Raw genomic sequence first — 17980 nt, forward strand, 5'->3', positions numbered from 1 at the left:
CGGCTTCTCTTGAATGGGACAAACTCATGTCGACAGCACAGGAAATTCACACTCAGGTCACTCCTGAGGAGATAGCGCATACCTTTGACGAGGCCCCCGCCGAAGTCGATCTCAAGGTCTACGCCTTCGAAGACTGGATCACGCTCGGCCTGTTTTGGCTGATGACGGGCTGCGTCTTCCTGCAATTCTTTACTCGCTACGTCCTGAACGACAGCTATGCCTGGACCGAGGAAATCGCCGTCAACTGCCTGATCGGCGTGGTGTTTCTGGGCTCCGTCATGTGTGTGCGGATGGCGCGCCACATCCAGGTGGACGTGCTCTACCACTATCTGCCCGCCCGTGTGACACGCGTCATGGCGACGATTGTCGACATCATCCGCATCGGCTTCTTCGCCTACGGCTCCTGGCTGATGTGGCGTTACATGGAAGTCGTTGCCGGCGAGGAAATGGTCACCGTCGACCTTCCGCGCGACATCATCTTCTATTCCGTGCTCGCGGCATTCGTTCTGATGCTGTTCCGTTCCATTCAGGTCTTCATCGCCAATATGCGCCGTGGTTATTCGGTGCTCGAGCGACCCGAAGCCTTCCAGAGCGAGGGCTGAGATATGCTGCTTCTCATCGGTTCTTTTCTGGCGCTGATGCTTCTCGGCGTGCCGGTTGCCATCTCGATGGCCGTGTCGTCGGTGTCCTACATCATCTTCTACGACGTCGCGCCGGATATCATCGCCGCCCAGCGCCTTATCGCCGGCGTCGAGAGTTTTCCGCTTCTCGCCGTTCCCTTCTTCATCCTTGCCGGTAACCTGATGAATGTCGCCGGAGTCACCGGCCGCATCTATTCCTTTGCCGTCGCGCTCGTCGGCTGGATGAAGGGCGGTCTGGCGCAGGTCAACATCATCGGCTCGGTGGTGTTTTCCGGCATGTCCGGCACGGCGCTTGCCGATGCTGCCGGTATCGGCACAATCGAAATCAAGGCGATGAAGGACCACGGTTATCCGGTCGAAGCCGCGGTCGGTGTCACCGCCGCGTCGGCAACGCTTGGGCCCATCTTCCCGCCGTCGCTCCCCTTCGTCATTTACGGCATGATGGCAAACGTTTCGATCGGCGCGCTGTTCATGGCCGGCATCGTGCCCGGCGTCGTCATGACGGTGCTGATGATGGTCACGGTCGCCGTCTTCGCCTTCATCAAACGCTGGGGTTCGGATACGCCGTTTAACATCCGCAACCTGTTCGGCGCCTCGCTGGAAGTCGTTGTCGTCATGATGGTGCCGCTCGGCATCTATCTCCTGACCCTGATGGGCCTCTCGCTGAACTTTGCGGTCGGCATCGCCCTCATCGTCCTCATCGCCGCCGACTGGTATTTCGACTTCTCGGCCGTGATGGCACTGATGACCCCGGTTATCCTGATCGGCGGCATGACGATGGGCTGGTTCACGCCAACGGAAGCGGCGGTTGCGGCCGTCCTCTGGTCGTTGTTCCTCGGCCTCGTGCGCTATCGCACGATGACCTTCAAGAGCCTCGCCAAGGCAACCATGGACACGGTCGAAACCACGGCCTCGGTTCTGTTCATCGTTGCTGCAGCCTCGGTCTTTGCTTGGTTGCTCACCGTCAGCCAGACCGCCCAGCTGCTCTCGACGGCCATCACCGGCCTTACCGACAGCAAGTGGGTGTTCCTCATCCTGGTCAACCTCCTGATGCTGTTCGTCGGATGCTTCCTTGATACGATCGCGGCCATCACGATCCTCGTGCCGATCCTGCTGCCGCTGGTTCTGCAGTTCGACATCGACCCGGTGCATTTCGGCCTGATCATGACGCTGAACCTGATGATCGGGCTGCTTCATCCACCGCTCGGGATGGTGCTCTTCGTTCTCTCTCGCGTCGCCAAACTTTCGGTCGAACGCACGACGATCGCGATCCTGCCCTGGCTGGTGCCGCTTTTCATCGCGCTGATCATCATCACCTTCGTCCCGGCCGTCACGCTCTGGCTGCCGACCGAGATGGGCCTGATCCGCTGACGATAATCCGCCTGCGCCGCCAGACGGCGCGGGCCCCCTTTCCAATCGAAGGCATGAGACATGTTGACGAAGATCGTTCGTCTTTACGGCAAGCAGGACTTGCACGTCGAAACCCAGGAATGCCCCGAACCCGGCCCCGGCGAAGTCCGCCTAAAAATGGCCCGGGGCGGCATTTGCGGCTCCGATCTCCACTATTTCCAGGATGGCGGTTTCGGCCCGGTCAGAGTGCGCGAACCGATCATTTCCGGACATGAAGCCTCGGGTCATATCGAGGCGGTTGGCCCCGGCGTCACGGGACTTACGTCCGGCATGCTCGTCGCCGTCAACCCGTCCCAGCCCTGCGGCCATTGCCACTATTGCGACATCGGCCAGCCGATCCATTGCCTCGAGATGAAATTCATGGGCTCGGCCATGCGTCTTCCCCATGAGCAGGGGATGTTTCGCGAACAGCTGATCGTCCCGGCGATCCAGTGTTTTCCGGTAGAAGGCGAAGCGTCAGCCGCCGAGGCCGCCTGCGCCGAGCCACTTGCCGTCTGCCTCCATGCGATTGCTCAGGCCGGCGATCTTACCGGCAAAAACGTGCTCGTCACCGGTGCAGGGCCGATCGGCCTGCTGGTCGTCGCGGCCGCCCGCCACGCCGGTGCAGGCAGGATCACCGTCACCGATCTCGCCGATGCAGCACTCTCCCGCGGCCCCGCGATGGGCGCTGACGAAACGATCAATGTCTCCGGACCCGATGCGCTTGCGCCTCACCAAAAGGACAAGGGCACGTTCGATGTGGTCTTCGAATGCTCGGCCGCCGGCCCTGCCCTCGTCTCGGCTTTCCAGAGCGTCAAGCCGCGCGGCACGATCGTGCAGGTCGGCGTCACCGGCGAATTGTCGGTTCCGGTCAACATGCTGGTCGGCAAGGAAATCACCTGGCGCGGCTCGCAGCGTTTCCACGAGGAATTCGCCCGCGCCGTCAAACTGATCGGCGCGAGAGACATCGATGTCCGCCCGATCCTCTCCCACACATTCCCGATCGACGAGGCGCTCGACGCCTTCCTGCAGGCCGGTGACCGCACCGCCGCCTGCAAGGTCCAGATCGCCCTCAGCTGAAAGGAAAAACAGATGCGACACACATGGCGATGGTTCGGACTGGTCGACAAGGTCACGGTCAGGGATGCGGCCCAGGCAGGCGCCGAGGGCATTGTCAGCGCTCTTCATCACATCCCGACCGGTGCTGTGTGGCCCGTCGATGAAATCGAGAAACGCCATCAGGCAATCCGCGATGGTGGCCTTTTCTGGGATGTGGTTGAAAGCGTTCCCGTCTCCGAAGAGATCAAGACCCAGACCGGCGACTGGCGCGAGCATGTGAAGAACTGGCAGGAAACGCTCCACCGCCTCTCCGCCTCCGGCATAAAAACCGTCTGCTATAATTTCATGCCGGTGCTCGACTGGACCCGCACCGACCTGCGCTGGGAAACCAGACATGGCGCAAAGGCGATGCGCTTCGATCTCACCGATTTTATCGCCTTCGACATCCACATCCTGAAACGCCCCGGTGCAGCACAGGACTATCCTGAACGGCTGCAGGAAGAAGCGGCCAGACGCTTCGCCTCACTCGATGACGCACGCATCACCGCGCTCGGCAAGAATATCGGCGCCGGCCTGCCCGGTTCGGCCGATGGCTACACGCTCGACCAGCTGCTCGAAAAACTGCGTACCTATCAAGGCATCGACGCGAAAAAACTGCAGTTGAATCTCATCGACTTCCTCTCGGAAGTCACCCCGGTGGCCGAACGGGTAGGCATCAACATCTGCGCCCATCCGGATGATCCGCCATGGCCGCTGCTCGGCCTGCCGCGTATTCTTTCAACCGGCGACGACTACGCTCACATGCTCCGTCAGGTGGACAGCCGCGCCAATGGCGTAACGCTCTGCTCCGGTTCGCTCGGCGCACGGGCGGATAACGATCTGGCACAAATTGCCACCCGCTTTGCCGACCGCATCCACTTCGTCCACCTGCGCAACGTCACCCGCGACGAGGACACCCTGCCCTGCTCCTTCTTCGAAGACGAGCATCTGGAAGGTGGCACCGACATGGTTGCCGTCATCGCCGCACTTCTGACCGAAGAGAAACGCCGCAAGGCGGAGGGCCGTGAAGACCATCAGATCCCGATGCGTCCCGACCACGGCCAGGAAATTCTCGACGATCTGTCCCGCGGCGCTCAACCCGGTTATCCGGCCATCGGCCGCCTGAAAGGGCTGGCGGAACTGCGCGGCATCGAGCGCGCCTTGAGCCACAGCCAGTTCGGACTTGGCCGATGACAAGAACACTTTCCGCGGAAACGCAGCTCCCCTCAAACGTCGCCCAGCCCGGATACGACCGTTCCGAGCTGCGCCCCGGCATCCTGCATTTCGGCCTCGGCGCTTTCCACCGCGCCCATCAGGGCGTCTATACACAGCGCGCATTGCAGAGCGAGTTCGGCCCGTGGGGCATCGTCGCGGTCAACCTGCGCTCGCCCGAGCCGGTCGAAGCATTGGCTGCGCAGGACGGCCTCTATTCGATCACCGTGCGCGATAGCGAAGGTGACACGAGCGAAGTCGTCGGCGCAACCGTCGACTGGCTCTGCGCTGCAACCGACCGGGAGCGTGTGCTCACCTATCTGGCCAGCCCCTTCATCCATGTCGTCACGCTGACCGTCTCGGAAAAAGCCTATGGCCTGCATCCCACGACCGGCGGCCTCGACGAGGCTCATCCCGCGGTCGCCAACGATCTCGCCAATCCCGAAGCCCCGGTCGGCGCAATCGGCTATCTCGTCGCCGGTCTCGCTTCCCGCCGCGAAAAGGCCATGCGCCCCTTCACCATTCTCTGCTGCGACAACTTGCCCTCCAACGGCAAGGTTGTCCGTCGTCTGGTTCTGGACATGGCCACACGCCGCGACCCGGAACTGGCAAAATGGATCGAGCAGGAGGTCACGTTCCCTTCCTCCATGGTCGACCGCATCGTGCCCGCCGCGACCGACGACACCCGCAACCGTGCCAAAAGCCTGCTCGGTGTCCACGATGCGCTTGCCCTCGATACCGAGCCCTTCATGCAATGGGTGATCGAGGACGAATTCGTCTCGGGCCGCCCCGCCTGGGAAGCCGGCGGCGCATTGTTCGTCGAAAATGTCGAGCCATACGAGAAGATGAAGCTCCGACTGCTCAACGGTTCCCACACGATGATCGCCCATCTCGGCCTTTTGAAAGGGCTGGAATGCGTGCGCGACGTCATGGCCGTGCCGGAATTCGTGGCGATGACGCGAGACCATATGCGCGCCGCAGCGGCCACGCTCGACCCGGTCCCCGGCATTGATCTCGACCATTACATGGACCAGCTGCTCGACCGGTTCAGCAATCGCGCGATCGCCCATCGAAACATCCAGATCGCCATGGATTCCAGCCAGAAACTGCCGCAGCGCATCTTTTCGCCGGCCAAGGACGCACTGGCCGCTGGGTCGGATGGCAAAAGCTTCGCCCGCGTCGTCGGCCTCTGGATCGCCGCCCTCATCCGCTTCAAAGACTGCAACGATCCCCGCCGCGACGAGCTTCTAGCGGCGGCGCAAACGGCTAATCCGCAGGATTACACCGCAAGCTTCGTCGCCATCGACGGCCTCATTCCGCCTTCGCTCGCACAGTCGCGCGCCTGGCGCGATCTCGTCAACGCAGAGGTCGCGAAATGGCGCTGACCAAGAATTTCAAGACACCCAAAAACCACCCCAGGAGTTCATCATGAAGGCGCTCGTCTGTATCGAGCCTGGCCGACTTGCGCTGGAGGACCGTCCCGAACCGGCACGCGGCGAAGGCGAGGTCAAAGTCCGCATCCGCCATATCGGCATATGCGGCACCGATTTTCACATCTTTGCGGGAAAACATCCGTTTCTCGAATATCCGCGCGTCATGGGCCACGAGCTTTCCGGAACGGTGGAGGAAGCCCCGGCGAGCAGCAGCCTGAAAAAAGGCGAACCCGTCTACATCGTCCCCTATCTCTCCTGCGGCACCTGCCAAGCCTGCCGCCGCGGCATCAGCAATGCCTGCCGCAACATTTCCGTCCTAGGCGTCCATAGTGATGGCGGCATGGCCGAATATCTCTGCGTTCCCGAGGAGAACGTAATCCCGACAGGCAATATTCCGCTCGAAGATGCCGCGATGATCGAGTTTCTCGCCATCGGCGCCCATGGAGTCAAGCGTGGCGCGATCTCGGCGCAGGACCGCGTGCTCGTCACCGGCTCCGGCCCGATCGGCATGTCGGCGATCATTTTTGCCAAAGCCCGCGGCGCCCATGTCACCGTCATGGATACGCGCGAGGACCGGCTCACTTTTGCCGTCGAAAAACTCGGCGCAGACGCGACGATCTTTGCCGATGCAGACGCGGAACAGGTCGCCGAGCGGCAGACCGGCGGCGAATGGTACGATGTCGTCATCGACGCCACTGGCAATGCCATTCCCATGCAGCGCGGTTTTCATTTCCTCGCCCATGGCGCACGGTACGTGCTGCTCTCCGTCGTCCGCCAGGACATCACCTTCTCCGACCCGGAATTCCACAAGCGCGAGGCAACGCTGATCGCCAGCCGCAACGCCCAGCCGGATGATTTTGCCGAAGTCGTGCGCCAGATCGAGGCCGGCAAGGTTCCGACCCGCGCGCTTAACACCCATCGTGCACCGCTTTCCGATGCAGTCGCGCTGTTTTCCGAATGGTCGAAACCGAAGGCCGGCGTGATCAAGGCCATTCTGGAGGTTTGATATGTCTGTGGAGGCAGGCCCGCCGGATGCTTTGTGCCAGGGCGAGTTACCCGCCTTCTTCGAAGGTTATCGTCCCGCCGCCGCGGTCTGCCCCTCACCCTAACCCTCTCCCCGCAGGCGGGGAGAGGGTTAGGGTGAGGGGCAGCGGCAAACTCCGCGCCCGCCAATCTCACGCCGCCTTGGGCCGTCCGAACTGATAAGCTTCGATCGACTGCGGCTTCATCTCGATCGAAAAGCCCGGCCGCGATGGCGGCATATAGGCGGCGTCCTTGATCACGCAAGGGTCGACGAAATGTTCGTGCAGATGGTCGACATATTCGATCACCCTGCCTTCCTTCGTACCGGAGACGGCGATGTAGTCGATCATCGAGAGATGCTGCACATATTCGCACAAGCCGACACCACCGGCATGCGGCCAGACAGCCTTGCCGAATTTCGCGGCGATCAAGAGCACCGCCAGCACCTCGTTCAACCCGCCCATTCGGCAGGCATCGATCTGCACGATGTCGATCGCGCCCTCGGCGATGAACTGCTTGAACATGATGCGGTTCTGGCACATTTCGCCGGTCGCTACCTTCACCGGCGCAATCGCCTCGCGGATCTTTTTGTGCCCCGCGACATCGTCCGGGCTGGTCGGCTCCTCAATGAAGAAAGGCTTCGCGAAGGCCAGCGCCTTCACCCAGTCGATCGCCTGGTCGACATCCCAGACCTGGTTGGCATCGATCATCATGTAACGATCCGGCCCGATCACTTCGCGGCAAATGGTGAGCCGGCGGATATCGTCTTCGAGATCACGCCCGACCTTCATCTTCACGTGACTGAACCCGGCATCGACGGCTTCTTGCGCCAGCCGGCGCAGCTTGTCGTCCGGATAGCCCAGCCATCCGGCCGAGGTCGTGTAGCAGGCATAACCTTCACGCTCGAGGATGGCGATCCGCTCCGCCTTGCCGGCTTCGGCCTTGCGCAGGATGTCGATCGCCTCGTCGCGGGTCAGCGCGTCGGTCAGATACCGGTAATCGACGATATCGGCGATCTCTTCCGGCGACATGGTGGCAACGAATTTCCACACCGGCATGCCCGCCTCCTTGGCGAGCGCATCCCAGAGCGCGTTGACCACGGCACCGGTCGCCAGATGCATCGCGCCCTTGTCCGGTCCGATCCAGCGCAACTGGCTGTCGCCCGTCAGGTGCCGCCAGAATTTGCCGGGGCTAGCGCGCATTTCGGCTAAGTCCTTGCCGATCACCAGATGGCGCATAGCCTCGATCGCCATGCAGACGATGTCGTTGCCGCGGCCAATGGTAAAGGTCAGGCCGTGGCCCTCGATCCCGTCGCGATCGGTTTCGAGGATGACATAGGCCGCCGAATAATCCGGATCGGGGTTCATCGCATCCGACCCGTCAAGGCTTGCCGAAGTCGGGAAGCGCAGATCGAAAACACGAAGATTGGTGATGCGGGTCATTGCGGCCTCCTCTGCCGGCTTATTCGGTCTAAAAATCGGCGCGCCAGCCTCCAAACCGGCGCGCCGATCGATCGTCTTAGATATCGGCGACGAAGGTCTGCTTCTGGCTGCCGAGGCCTTCGATGCCGAGTTCGACGACATCACCGGCCTTGAGGAAGCGCGGCGGCTTCATGCCAAGGCCGACGCCCGGAGGCGTGCCGGTGGAGATGACATCGCCCGGATGCAGCGACATGAACTGGCTGAGATACGAGACAAGGAACTTGACGCCGTAGACCATGGTCTTCGACGAGCCATCCTGCATCTTCTCGCCGTTCACCGTCAGCCACATGCCGAGGTTCTGCGGATCAGGAATCTCGTCCTTGGTCACCAGCCAGGGGCCGAGCGGTCCGAACGTGTCGCAGGATTTGCCCTTGGTCCACTGGCCGGAACGCTCGGCCTGGAAGGCACGTTCGGAAACGTCATTGGTCAGGCAATAGCCGGCGACGTAATCCAGCGCATCGTCCTCCGAAACATATTTCGCCGTCTTGCCGATGACGACGCCGAGCTCGACTTCCCAGTCGGTCTTTTCGGAACCGCGCGGAATGACGACGTCATCGTTCGGGCCGACGATGGCCGAAGACGCCTTCATGAAGATGATCGGCTCCGGCGGCACGGTCGCACCTGTCTCGGCGGCGTGGTCGGAATAGTTGAGGCCGATGCAGATGAACTTGCCGGTACCGGCAACGCAGGGGCCAAGACGCGGCGAACCTTCGACCAGCGGCAGGCTTTTCGCATCGAGGGCGCCGAGTTTCGCCAGCGCATCCGGGGAGAGCGCTGCACCAGAAAGATCGGAGACATGTGCGGAAAGATCACGGATCTTGCCGTCGGCATCGACGATCGCAGGCTTTTCAGCGCCGGGCGCGCCATAACGCAGGAATTTCATCGGAATAGTCCTTTCAATTCAAACTTCGCTTTTCAAAAATGGCTCAGATCGACCAGCCACCGTCGATGCCGACGGCCTGACCGGTCGTGTAGGTAGCGCCGGCGAGATAGACCGCCAGTTCCGCAATTTCTTCAGGGCTGCCGAGGCGCCCCATCGGCTGGCGGGCGATAAAGGCCGCACGCGCCTCCTCATAATTGCCCTGGGCACGCATGCGCTGTTCCAAGGACGGGCTTTCCACCGTACCGGGGCAGATAGCGTTGCAGCGAATGCCGCGTGTCACGTAGTCGGCTGCAATCGCCTTGGTCAGCCCGATCACGGCAGCCTTGGTTGTGCCATAGGCGCAGCGGTTCGGCACGCCCTTGGAGCTCGATGCGATCGAGGCCATGTTGATGATCGTGCCGTCGCCACGCTCCAGCATGCCCGGCAAAACGGCCTTGATCGTGCGCACCATGGCCCGGACATTGAGATCGAAGGCGAAATCGAGATCCTTGTCGGACATCTCCAGCACCGAGCCGCCATGCACGACACCGGCGCAGTTGAACAGCACATTGACCGCGCCGATACGCTCGAAGAAGGCCGTTACCGAAGTGCTGTCGAGCACATCGAGCTTTGCCGTTTCAATATTGGCGCTGCCGGTGAGCGTCGCCAATGCTTCCTCATTGATGTCGGTTGCCCAGACTTGTGCGCCCGCTTCGGCATAGGCCAATGCGCTGGCCCGTCCTATCCCCTGACCGGCGGCAGTCACCACGACCACCTTGCCTCCTAGCTTACCTGTCATGTCTTCTCCCTTTCAGTCCAGATGGAACACCTCATCCATCGATGCCCACCATTCCCCATCCTTTCGCGTTGCGAAAGGCCTTAGGCAGGGAATACAGTACGACCACCATTCCTGGTTCTTCTCAGCTGCCGCCATTTTCGCCATATCTACAGCGAAATCAGCACCATGATATTCCCAGTAACCGAACAGCAGGTTCTCCGGTTCGCGCAGGAATATCGAGTAGTTGGAGATATTGCAGCGCGATATGAGATCAAGGATCTCGGGCCACACGGCAGCATGCAGCGCCTTGTATTCCTCGACCTTTTCCGGCGCGAGACCGATCACCATCCCCATTCTCTGCATCTCATTTCCTCACAATCGATAGAAGCGCTGGGCATTACCGCCGAACACCGCATCGTGATCGGCTTGGGGAACGATCGCGCGGCATTGAGCGATCCATCCGGCATAGTTTCCAGCCAGATTGACGACCGGCCAGTCGCTGCCCCAGATCACCCGGTCGGCTCCGAACAATTCAAGAATGGTCTCGATATAAGGCCGCAGCGCCTCCGGCTTTTGCCCGGCCGCTTCGGTCAGCAGGCCGGAAAGCTTGCAGCAAACATTGTCGAGTTCGCAGAGCCGCAGCATCGCATGCCGCCAGTCGCGATAATGCCCCGCAGCGATCCGCGGCTTGGCACCATGATCGATGACAACAGGCAGGCCGGGATGACGGCGGGCGAAGGCATGCAGGGCCGAAAGATGCGGCTCCAGCACCAGCGCATCGAACACCAGATGATGCGCCATCATCACCTCGACAGCCGGCTCCAGCGCCGGATCGTCGATCCAGTCGGGATCGGCGATATCCTGCAGCATCGGCCTCAGCCCCTTCAACTTCGGTGCCTTGGCAAGATCGGCAATCACGACTGGCGCATCCGCCGCCTTCATATCGACCCAGCCGACAACGCCGAGAATGGGCTCGCTCTTCTCGGCAAGGCCCAGCATGAAACGCGTGTCCTCGACGCTCGGCATCGATTGCACAAGGATCGTGCCACCGACGCCGGTGGCCTGGATTTCTGGTGCCAAATCGGCTGGCAAGAAATCGCGGTGAATGGCGGCAAGCTCCGGCGGCGGCCAGCCGCCCTTGCGGTCCTTCATCAGCCAGAAATGCTGGTGGGCATCGATGATCATCGTCTCAGCCACCCGAAACCGATGCATCGGCAACGATCACACCCTTGTCCTGCAGCCGGCTCCAGAACGAGGCCGGGATCTCCTGCTCGAACCAGCCGACATTGGCCTTCATCTGCTCGGCATTGCGTGCGCCCGAAACGACACTGACGACGGCCGGATGCAGTGCCGGAAAGGCGAGGGCCGCGGCCTGCATGGCAACGCCTTCAGCCTCGCAGGCCGCCTCGATCTCGCCGACGCGGGCGAGAATGTCGGCCGGCGCTTCGGCATAGTTGAACTTGCGGTTTCCTGCGAGAAGCCCGGAATTGAAAGCGCCCGCAACAACGATCCCGACGCCTTCGCGGTGACAGCGGTCGAGCAGGGCCAAGCTCTCCTGTTCCAGGAGCGTATAGCGCCCGGCCAGCATCGACACGTCGATATCGCACTCGTCCATCGCATCGGCGATCGCCTGCCATTCGTTGACGCCAAGCCCGATCGCCTTGATCAGGCCTGCCTCACGCAATTCGCCAAGCGCCCGGAACCCGCCTCCTTTGGTCAGTTGGTCCCAGTAATGCTGGTGACGATCGCCATGGGTGGCGCGGCCGACATCGTGAACAAAAAGCACGTCGGGGGCAAACATGCCGAGCCGCTGGCGGCTGTCCTCGAACGAGCGCAGGATCGCGTCATAGCCGTAATCATAGGTCGGCCGGAACGGCAGCGGCGCGACGAAGGCATCCTCTTCCGGCCCGACAGTATTATCCGGCAGCATCAGCCGCCCGACCTTGGTGCTCAGCACATAATCGTCTCGCGCACGATCCGTCACCATCGTCCCAAGCCGACGTTCCGAGCGGGTATAGCCATAAAAGGGTGCCGTATCGAAATAGCGGATGCCGGCATCCCAGGCAGCCTCGAAGGCGCCGAGCGATTCTTGATAGGGGGTCAGCCGGTAGAGATTGCCCATCTGGGCGCAGCCCAGTCCCATGAGCGTGAACGAGACGTCGCGATTGCGCAGCTTGCGCCTGTCCGAAACCTTCATGATGTTCTGAAATCCCGATCGTGATCGAAAAGGAGCGCGCGGGGAGATCTCCACCCGCGCGCCAGCTTGGTTAGTAGAGAACGTTCTTGGCTTCCGGCTTGTCGATATTGTCCTTCGTCACCACGACAACACCGGTATCGACGGTCTTCTCGACCTTCTGCTTGCCGAGGATCGAGAGAAGCGTCTGGATGCCCTTTTCGCCCATCTGGTAGGAGCCCTGAACGACGGTTGCGGTCAGCGTGCCGTCTTTCACGAATTCCTGCAGATCCTGGTTGCCGTCAAAGCCGATCGCCACGACCTTGCCAGCCTTGCCGGCCTGCTTGATCGCCCGGCTCATGCCGATCGCCGTCGGCTCGTTGGCGCCGAAGATACCCTTGAGGTCACTGTTGGCGGCCAGAACGTCGGTGGTCTGGTTGAGCGCGGTCGCCATCTGCGACTGCGAATAATAAGGCCCGACGATTTCCAGCTTGGAATTGGCCTTGATATAGTCGGTGAAACCACCGACGCGGCCGATTTCGGAGCCGGCACCGGCGACATAGGACATGACGGCGATCTTGCCGGTCGTGCCGACCTTCTCGATCAGCGCCTTGGCCGCCAGTTCGCCGGCCTTACTGTTATCGGTGGCGAGGAAGGACTGGTAATATTTGTCTGACCCCGCGGAAAGCTGGCTGTCGATAATGACGACCGGGATACGCGCTTCCCAAGCCTTCTTCACCGCCGGCACAAGCGCATCCGGATCCGACGGCGCAAGCAGGATCGCCGCCACCTTACGGTTGACGGCATTCTCCACCATGTTGACCTCGTCGGCAATTGCGGATTCCGCCGCCGGGCCCTGGAAGGTCATCGTGTGTTCGCCCTTGGCACCGCCGATCGCGGCTTCCGCACCCTTCTGCACGTTCTGCCAGAAGGTCGAGTTGACCGTCTTGACGATGACGGCGATTTCGCCGGCCGACGCGGCTGTCGTCCCGGCAAAGGCAAGAGCCGACGCCATCAGGACCGTTGCAAGTCTACGCATGTCTTTCCTCCTCGAATGACCCCGGGATATCCCTCAAAGGTCCGTTTAAAGGGAAGGCTCCTCCCCTCCCCGTGGCTTCCTTAGTCAGGCCCGGCCCCCGGCCGTTCCCTTATCTTCAGCGGCGATTGCGCAGCTGATCGATCCAGACGGTGACCAGAATGACGAGGCCGATGATGATCTGCTGGGTGAAGGCGGAGACGCCGTTCATGTTCAATCCGTTGCGCAATATGCCGATGACGAAGGCACCGATCATCGTGCCGGAAATCGTCCCGACACCGCCGATCAGCGACGTGCCGCCGATCACGGCGCTGGCAATCGCGTCAAGCTCATAAGCCACGCCCTCATTGGGCTGCGCGGTGACGAGGCGGGACATCAGCACGCAGCCAGTCAGCCCTGCAAGCGTTCCCGACACGACATAGGTAAAGGCAGTCACGCGCGAAACGTTGACACCCGAGAGCCGCGCCGCATCGGCATTGGAGCCTATCGCGTAGATATAGCGACCAAGCACCGTGCGGTTCAGCACGAAGGCGGCGATGAAAGCGATGACGATCATCAGCACCACCGGATAGGGAATGCCGGGAAAGGTCACGACCGGAAATCCCTGGTCGTCGATGGATTCGATCCGGAACAGAGAACCGTTACCCAGCTCGCCAAAAGCCTCACCAAGGCCGGACACAGCACGAGCGCCGGTGATCTGTAGCGCCACGCCACGCGCAATCAGCATCATGCCGAGCGTCGCAATGAAGGGCGGCAGCTTCAATTGGGTGATGACGAAACCATTGATCAGCCCACAGAGCGAGCCGGTCAGGATACCGAGCAGCATGCCGATCCAGATCGGCAGCTGCAGTTCCTTCACCGCAAGTGCGGCAACCACGCCGGCCAGCGCCAGAACCGAACCCACAGACAGATCGATGCCACCGGTGATGATGACATAGGTCGCGCCGATGCCGAGCAGCGCAATCGACGTCACCTGCAGCGCAATCGTCATGCCGTTGCCGACAGTGAAGAAGGCGCTGCTGGTGGCGGAAAACACTGCGGCCAGCACGAGCAGGCTGCCGAGGGCCGCAAATTTCTGGATGATATCCTTCTGCCGCTCGCTCAGGCGACGCCCTTGACCGGCGGCCTTCGGGGCCGGCTGCTGCGCCGGTTTTTCGCTGGTCATATCGGCCATGCTTTCACAATCCCTGTTCGCCGCGCCGGCCGCTGCCGGACGCGTAATGCATGATTTCTTCCTGGGAGGTCGTCCGCGTCGAAAGCGTCGCGGTTATCCGTCCGCCATGGAAGACGGCGATGCGGTCGGACATGCCAAGCACTTCCGGCAGTTCCGAACTGATCAGCACGACGCCGATGCCACGTGCCGCAAGCTCGTCCATGATCTGGTAGATGGCGAATTTCGCCCCGACATCGATGCCGCGCGTCGGCTCGTCGAAGAACATGATGCGCGGCTCGCGAAACAGCCATTTGCCGATGATGATCTTCTGCTGGTTGCCGCCCGAGAGCAGGCGAACCGGCTGGCTGAGGCTCGGCGTTCGGATGTTCAGGAGATCGACATAGCGCTGCCCCGCCTCGCGATGCCGCTTGCGGTCGATCACGCCGAAACGGCTCGCGACCGCGCCCATCCGCGCCATGACCAGATTGGCATCGACCGGCATTTTCACCGCCAGCCCCTGCGCCTTGCGGTCTTCGGAAAGATAGGCAATCCCTGCCTCGATGGCGCTGCGCGGATCGGAAATCTTCAATTCGCTGCCGTCGAGTGTGATCGTCCCGGCATCGAGCGGATCGGCGCCGAATATGGCACGCGCCACCTCCGTGCGCCCCGCCCCCATCAGCCCGGCAAAGCCGAGGATCTCGCCACGGCGGATCTCGAAATTGATGTCGGAAAACACGCCGCGACTGGTCAGGCCGGTTGCGGAAAAAATGACCGCTTCGCCCGGCACACGCGTCGGCTCGGGAAACTTGTCCTCCAGCGACCGCCCCACCATCCGTGCGACGATGTCATCGACTGTCAGCGCGGCAAAATCATCGGTCGAGATATAGCGCCCATCGCGCAGCACGGTGACGCGATCGACGATCTCCGCCATCTCGTCCAGCCGGTGCGAGATATAGATGATGCCGGTGCCCTGGGCTTTCAGGTCGCGGATCACCTTGAACAGAAGCTGCGCCTCCTGCTCGGTCAGCGAAGACGTCGGCTCATCCATGATCAGCACGGTCGCATCGAGCGACAGCGCCTTGGCAATCTCCACCATCTGGCATTGGGCCACCGACAGCGTGCGCACCTGCACGTTCGGGTCGATATCAACGCCGAGCCTGTCGAGACAGCGCTTCGCGTCCGCCACCAGCTTCTTCCGGTCGACGAGAAAACCGCGCCGCGGTTCGCGGGCGAGATAGATGTTTTCCGCCACCGTCAGATGCGGAACGAGATTGAGTTCCTGATGGATGATGGCGATGCCGGCGGCTTCCGATTGAAGCGTCGAGGCAAACTGCACCGGCTCGCCCTTGAAGGTGATCGAACCGGAATTCGGCTGGTAGACGCCGCTGATGATCTTCATCAGCGTCGATTTCCCCGCCCCGTTCTCTCCACAGACGGCATGCACCTCGCCGGCGCGCAGATCGAAACTGACGCCAGACAGCGCTTTTACGCCCGGAAACTCCTTGGACACACCCTCAAGCTTCAACAGCACGGCATGCCCTAGGGCATGACCAGCCATGCCTGCAGGTTGCGGCACTCCTCCCATCGCGATCTCCTCTTCGCGCAAGAGCTTCCCAGGGCTCTTGCGGATTATCAAATCGCGGCTGCGTCATTTGGTCAAGCCAATTTGCAGTTTTTTCTTGCGCCCTGCCAATTTTTAGCGCCAAGTGAGTGCGAACTGCCTGATAAATACGCAATTGGCCAGACCTCAATGACGGATACACGACGCCTCTACCAGCAGACTGCGGACCGCGTCCGGCAGCTTATCGCCAAGGGCGACTATCAGGCCGGGGCCCGCCTTCCCGCAGAGCGCGAACTCGCCCAGCAGCTCGGCGTCTCGCGCCCTTCGCTTCGCGAAGCGCTGATCGCGCTCGAAATCGACGGTACGATCGAGATCCGCATGGGGTCGGGCATCTATGTGCTCAATACTTCAAAACCGGCCGGCAACGGCCGATCCCTGGGGGAAAGCCCGTCGGAGCTGATGCAGGCGCGCGCCGTCATCGAAAGCGCCATCATTGTCCAGGCGGCAGCAACGATGTCGGAAAAAACGCTGGTCATGCTGCGCGCAACGCTCAATGCGATGGCGGACGATATCGCCAACACACGAAAACCTATCGAACAGGACCGGGCCTTCCACCTTCTCATCGCGGAAAGCACCGGCAACACGCTGTTTGCGGAGATCGTCGAAAACCTGTTCGACGAACGCCACAGCCCGCTATCTGCCGGCATCCGCGGCCATTTCGAGACGGCAGAAAGCTGGACGGCAGCGCTTACAGAACATCACGCCATATTGGCCGCACTGGAAGCCCGCGACCCGCTGGCGGCACAGGCGGCGATGCATTCACATCTCACCGCCTCGGGCCGCCGCTGGCTGGAGAATTGAAGCAATTCCGGCAAAAGTGGGAACCGGTTTTGCGTCCGGAATTGCGCAAGTCTTGCTTTAAAGAGCGCGGATATAGCCGCTCAATCGCTCGGCCGCGTCCTCGATCTGCTTCGGGTCACGCAGATAACAGGCACGCAGGAACGTCTCGCCACCCGTGCCGAACGCGGTTCCCGGTGCCAGACCGACACCCGTCGCATCAACGATCTTGAAGGCTTCCGCACGCGCATCCGTCACGCCGTCGATCTTCAGGAAGGCGTAGAGCGCGCCCGGCGGGCGGCGGGTCTCGACCCGGTTCGTCGCCACCAGCGCGTCACAGAGAATATCGCGCGAGGTCCGCGCCCGCTCGATATTGGTGCGAACGAAATCGTCACCCTGATCGAGTGCCGCAATCGCCCCCTTCTGCATGAACTGCGCCACGCCGGACGTGGAATACTGGATGAGGTTGGTCAGCGTCTGGCCGATTTCCGCCGGCGCCACCATCCAGCCGACACGCCAGCCGGTCATGCACCAGTTTTTCGAAAACGACTGGGCAAAGATGATCCGATCATCCTTGTCCATCACATCCATGAAGGATGGCGCGCGGGCGCCATCGAAATAATAAAGACCATAGATCTCGTCAGCGATGATCCACAAACCATGTTTACGAGCCAGATCGAGCACGGCGGCCAGATCGTCCTTCGTCGCGGTCCAGCCGGTCGGGTTGGAAGGCGAGTTGATGAACAGTGCCTTGGTCTTCGGCGTGATCGCAGAGGCGAGACGATCGATATCGATCTTCCATTGCCCGTCGACGAAATCCAGCCCAACGGCTTTCGGCTTCACCTCAGCCACCAAAGCGGCATGCATGGCATTCGGCCATGACGGCGAGAAATAGATGATCTCGTCACCGGCCGAGACAGTCGCCTGGATCGCCAGCACGATCGACTGCATGCCCGATCCGGTCACATAGATATTCTCGACCGAAAGATCGGTCGCGTAATGGCGCTGGTAATACCTCACGATCGCCTGGCGAAGCTCGGGTATGCCTTGCGTCCAGGTATAAAAGGTCTCACCGGCAATGAGCGCATCCGCCGCCGTCTTCGTGATGAAATCCGGCGTCGGCAGATCACCCTCGCCGATCCAGAGCGGCATCAGGTTCTCGCGACCTCTTGCATAGGTGACGATTTCGCCGATGCCGCTGCGTGGTGCTGCCGCGGCGCGGGCGCTGATATCCGGTCTGATGAAATTCATGGAAGGGTGTCTCGACTTGAAGAAAATCAAATTGCAGGGCGAAAGGACTAAG

17 protein-coding genes are annotated in these 17980 nt (G+C 61.5%); 7 read left to right on the forward strand and 10 right to left on the reverse strand.

The genetic code is table 11. The annotated features are described in order from the left end of the window. Positions 1-26 precede the first annotated feature (26 nt). Genes GGE33_RS17695 through GGE33_RS17720 form a run of 6 tightly spaced genes read left to right on the forward strand, consistent with a single transcriptional unit; the run spans position 27 to position 6779 of the window. Positions 27-602: a TRAP transporter small permease gene (locus tag GGE33_RS17695; protein ID WP_183825930.1), complete on the forward strand. Its 576-nt coding sequence runs from the start codon at positions 27-29 to the stop codon at positions 600-602. Between the two features lie 3 nt (positions 603-605). Beyond that, positions 606-2012 carry a TRAP transporter large permease gene (locus GGE33_RS17700; protein ID WP_183825933.1) on the forward strand — a complete coding sequence of 469 codons (1407 nt, stop codon included), beginning with the start codon at positions 606-608 and terminating at the stop codon, positions 2010-2012. 60 nt (positions 2013-2072) lie between these two features. Continuing rightward, positions 2073-3110: an L-idonate 5-dehydrogenase gene (locus tag GGE33_RS17705; protein WP_183825935.1), complete on the forward strand. Its 1038-nt coding sequence runs from the start codon at positions 2073-2075 to the stop codon at positions 3108-3110. 12 nt (positions 3111-3122) lie between these two features. Further along, a complete protein-coding gene (gene uxuA / locus GGE33_RS17710; protein ID WP_183825938.1) occupies positions 3123-4322 on the forward strand; it encodes a mannonate dehydratase in 1200 nt (399 codons plus the stop codon). Continuing rightward, positions 4319-5725, forward strand: coding sequence for a mannitol dehydrogenase family protein (locus GGE33_RS17715; RefSeq protein ID WP_183825941.1), 1407 nt, complete (start codon positions 4319-4321; stop codon positions 5723-5725). The genes uxuA and GGE33_RS17715 overlap by 4 nt, the downstream gene beginning before the upstream one ends. A gap of 43 nt (positions 5726-5768) precedes the next feature. Beyond that, positions 5769-6779, forward strand: coding sequence for a zinc-binding alcohol dehydrogenase family protein (locus GGE33_RS17720; protein WP_183825945.1), 1011 nt, complete (start codon positions 5769-5771; stop codon positions 6777-6779). Positions 6780-6948: 169 nt separating this feature from the next. Here GGE33_RS17720 and GGE33_RS17725 read toward each other — a convergent pair whose 3' ends face one another. The 9 genes from GGE33_RS17725 to GGE33_RS17765 all read right to left on the reverse strand — a co-directional run bounded on the left by GGE33_RS17725 (position 6949) and on the right by GGE33_RS17765 (position 15864). Continuing rightward, positions 6949-8238: an L-fuconate dehydratase gene (locus tag GGE33_RS17725; RefSeq protein ID WP_183825948.1), complete on the reverse strand. Its 1290-nt coding sequence runs from the start codon at positions 8236-8238 to the stop codon at positions 6949-6951. A 76-nt stretch (positions 8239-8314) separates the two neighbouring features. Beyond that, positions 8315-9160: a fumarylacetoacetate hydrolase family protein gene (locus GGE33_RS17730; RefSeq protein WP_183825951.1), complete on the reverse strand. Its 846-nt coding sequence runs from the start codon at positions 9158-9160 to the stop codon at positions 8315-8317. Positions 9161-9203: 43 nt separating this feature from the next. Then, complete coding sequence (locus tag GGE33_RS17735; protein WP_183825956.1) at positions 9204-9938, reverse strand: SDR family oxidoreductase; 735 nt, start codon at positions 9936-9938, stop codon at positions 9204-9206. 12 nt (positions 9939-9950) lie between these two features. After that, positions 9951-10280 (reverse strand): L-rhamnose mutarotase, encoded by a 330-nt coding sequence (locus GGE33_RS17740; RefSeq protein WP_183825959.1) that lies wholly within the window; start codon positions 10278-10280, stop codon positions 9951-9953. Between the two features lie 9 nt (positions 10281-10289). Continuing rightward, positions 10290-11102 carry an amidohydrolase family protein gene (locus tag GGE33_RS17745; RefSeq protein ID WP_183825962.1) on the reverse strand — a complete coding sequence of 271 codons (813 nt, stop codon included), beginning with the start codon at positions 11100-11102 and terminating at the stop codon, positions 10290-10292. Between the two features lie 4 nt (positions 11103-11106). After that, positions 11107-12114, reverse strand: coding sequence for an aldo/keto reductase (locus GGE33_RS17750; protein WP_183825966.1), 1008 nt, complete (start codon positions 12112-12114; stop codon positions 11107-11109). 70 nt (positions 12115-12184) lie between these two features. Next, a complete protein-coding gene (locus GGE33_RS17755) occupies positions 12185-13129 on the reverse strand; it encodes an ABC transporter substrate-binding protein (protein WP_183825969.1) in 945 nt (314 codons plus the stop codon). 115 nt (positions 13130-13244) lie between these two features. After that, positions 13245-14300 carry an ABC transporter permease gene (locus GGE33_RS17760; RefSeq protein ID WP_183825972.1) on the reverse strand — a complete coding sequence of 352 codons (1056 nt, stop codon included), beginning with the start codon at positions 14298-14300 and terminating at the stop codon, positions 13245-13247. A 4-nt stretch (positions 14301-14304) separates the two neighbouring features. Next, complete coding sequence (locus GGE33_RS17765; RefSeq protein ID WP_183825975.1) at positions 14305-15864, reverse strand: sugar ABC transporter ATP-binding protein; 1560 nt, start codon at positions 15862-15864, stop codon at positions 14305-14307. A 165-nt stretch (positions 15865-16029) separates the two neighbouring features. Between GGE33_RS17765 and GGE33_RS17770 the strand changes: the two genes are divergently transcribed. Continuing rightward, positions 16030-16701, forward strand: a complete 672-nt coding sequence (locus tag GGE33_RS17770) for a FadR/GntR family transcriptional regulator (protein WP_183825978.1) — start codon at positions 16030-16032, stop codon at positions 16699-16701. Positions 16702-16758: 57 nt separating this feature from the next. On the opposite strand, the gene GGE33_RS17775 is transcribed toward GGE33_RS17770, so the two are convergent. Then, the gene (locus GGE33_RS17775) at positions 16759-17928 is read right to left on the reverse strand and encodes a pyridoxal phosphate-dependent aminotransferase (RefSeq protein ID WP_183825981.1); all 1170 of its coding nucleotides are present in this window, start codon (positions 17926-17928) and stop codon (positions 16759-16761) included. Positions 17929-17980 lie beyond the last annotated feature (52 nt).

It is taken from the genome of Aliirhizobium cellulosilyticum (assembly GCF_014198105.1).
GTDB classification, from domain to species: domain Bacteria; phylum Pseudomonadota; class Alphaproteobacteria; order Rhizobiales; family Rhizobiaceae; genus Neorhizobium; species Neorhizobium cellulosilyticum.

Coding starts and splice junctions, on each gene's coding strand:
- GGE33_RS17735 (WP_183825956.1), bottom strand. CDS start 9,938: ATGACAGGTAAGCTAGGAGGCAAGGTGGTCGTGGTGACTGCCGCCGGT.
- GGE33_RS17725 (WP_183825948.1), bottom strand. CDS start 8,238: ATGACCCGCATCACCAATCTTCGTGTTTTCGATCTGCGCTTCCCGACT.
- uxuA (WP_183825938.1), top strand. CDS start 3,123: ATGCGACACACATGGCGATGGTTCGGACTGGTCGACAAGGTCACGGTC.
- GGE33_RS17715 (WP_183825941.1), top strand. CDS start 4,319: ATGACAAGAACACTTTCCGCGGAAACGCAGCTCCCCTCAAACGTCGCC.
- GGE33_RS17740 (WP_183825959.1), bottom strand. CDS start 10,280: ATGCAGAGAATGGGGATGGTGATCGGTCTCGCGCCGGAAAAGGTCGAG.
- GGE33_RS17745 (WP_183825962.1), bottom strand. CDS start 11,102: ATGATCATCGATGCCCACCAGCATTTCTGGCTGATGAAGGACCGCAAG.
- GGE33_RS17770 (WP_183825978.1), top strand. CDS start 16,030: ATGACGGATACACGACGCCTCTACCAGCAGACTGCGGACCGCGTCCGG.
- GGE33_RS17720 (WP_183825945.1), top strand. CDS start 5,769: ATGAAGGCGCTCGTCTGTATCGAGCCTGGCCGACTTGCGCTGGAGGAC.
- GGE33_RS17750 (WP_183825966.1), bottom strand. CDS start 12,114: ATGAAGGTTTCGGACAGGCGCAAGCTGCGCAATCGCGACGTCTCGTTC.
- GGE33_RS17760 (WP_183825972.1), bottom strand. CDS start 14,300: ATGGCCGATATGACCAGCGAAAAACCGGCGCAGCAGCCGGCCCCGAAG.
- GGE33_RS17755 (WP_183825969.1), bottom strand. CDS start 13,129: ATGCGTAGACTTGCAACGGTCCTGATGGCGTCGGCTCTTGCCTTTGCC.
- GGE33_RS17700 (WP_183825933.1), top strand. CDS start 606: ATGCTGCTTCTCATCGGTTCTTTTCTGGCGCTGATGCTTCTCGGCGTG.
- GGE33_RS17695 (WP_183825930.1), top strand. CDS start 27: ATGTCGACAGCACAGGAAATTCACACTCAGGTCACTCCTGAGGAGATA.
- GGE33_RS17765 (WP_183825975.1), bottom strand. CDS start 15,864: ATGGGAGGAGTGCCGCAACCTGCAGGCATGGCTGGTCATGCCCTAGGG.
- GGE33_RS17730 (WP_183825951.1), bottom strand. CDS start 9,160: ATGAAATTCCTGCGTTATGGCGCGCCCGGCGCTGAAAAGCCTGCGATC.
- GGE33_RS17705 (WP_183825935.1), top strand. CDS start 2,073: ATGTTGACGAAGATCGTTCGTCTTTACGGCAAGCAGGACTTGCACGTC.
- GGE33_RS17775 (WP_183825981.1), bottom strand. CDS start 17,928: ATGAATTTCATCAGACCGGATATCAGCGCCCGCGCCGCGGCAGCACCA.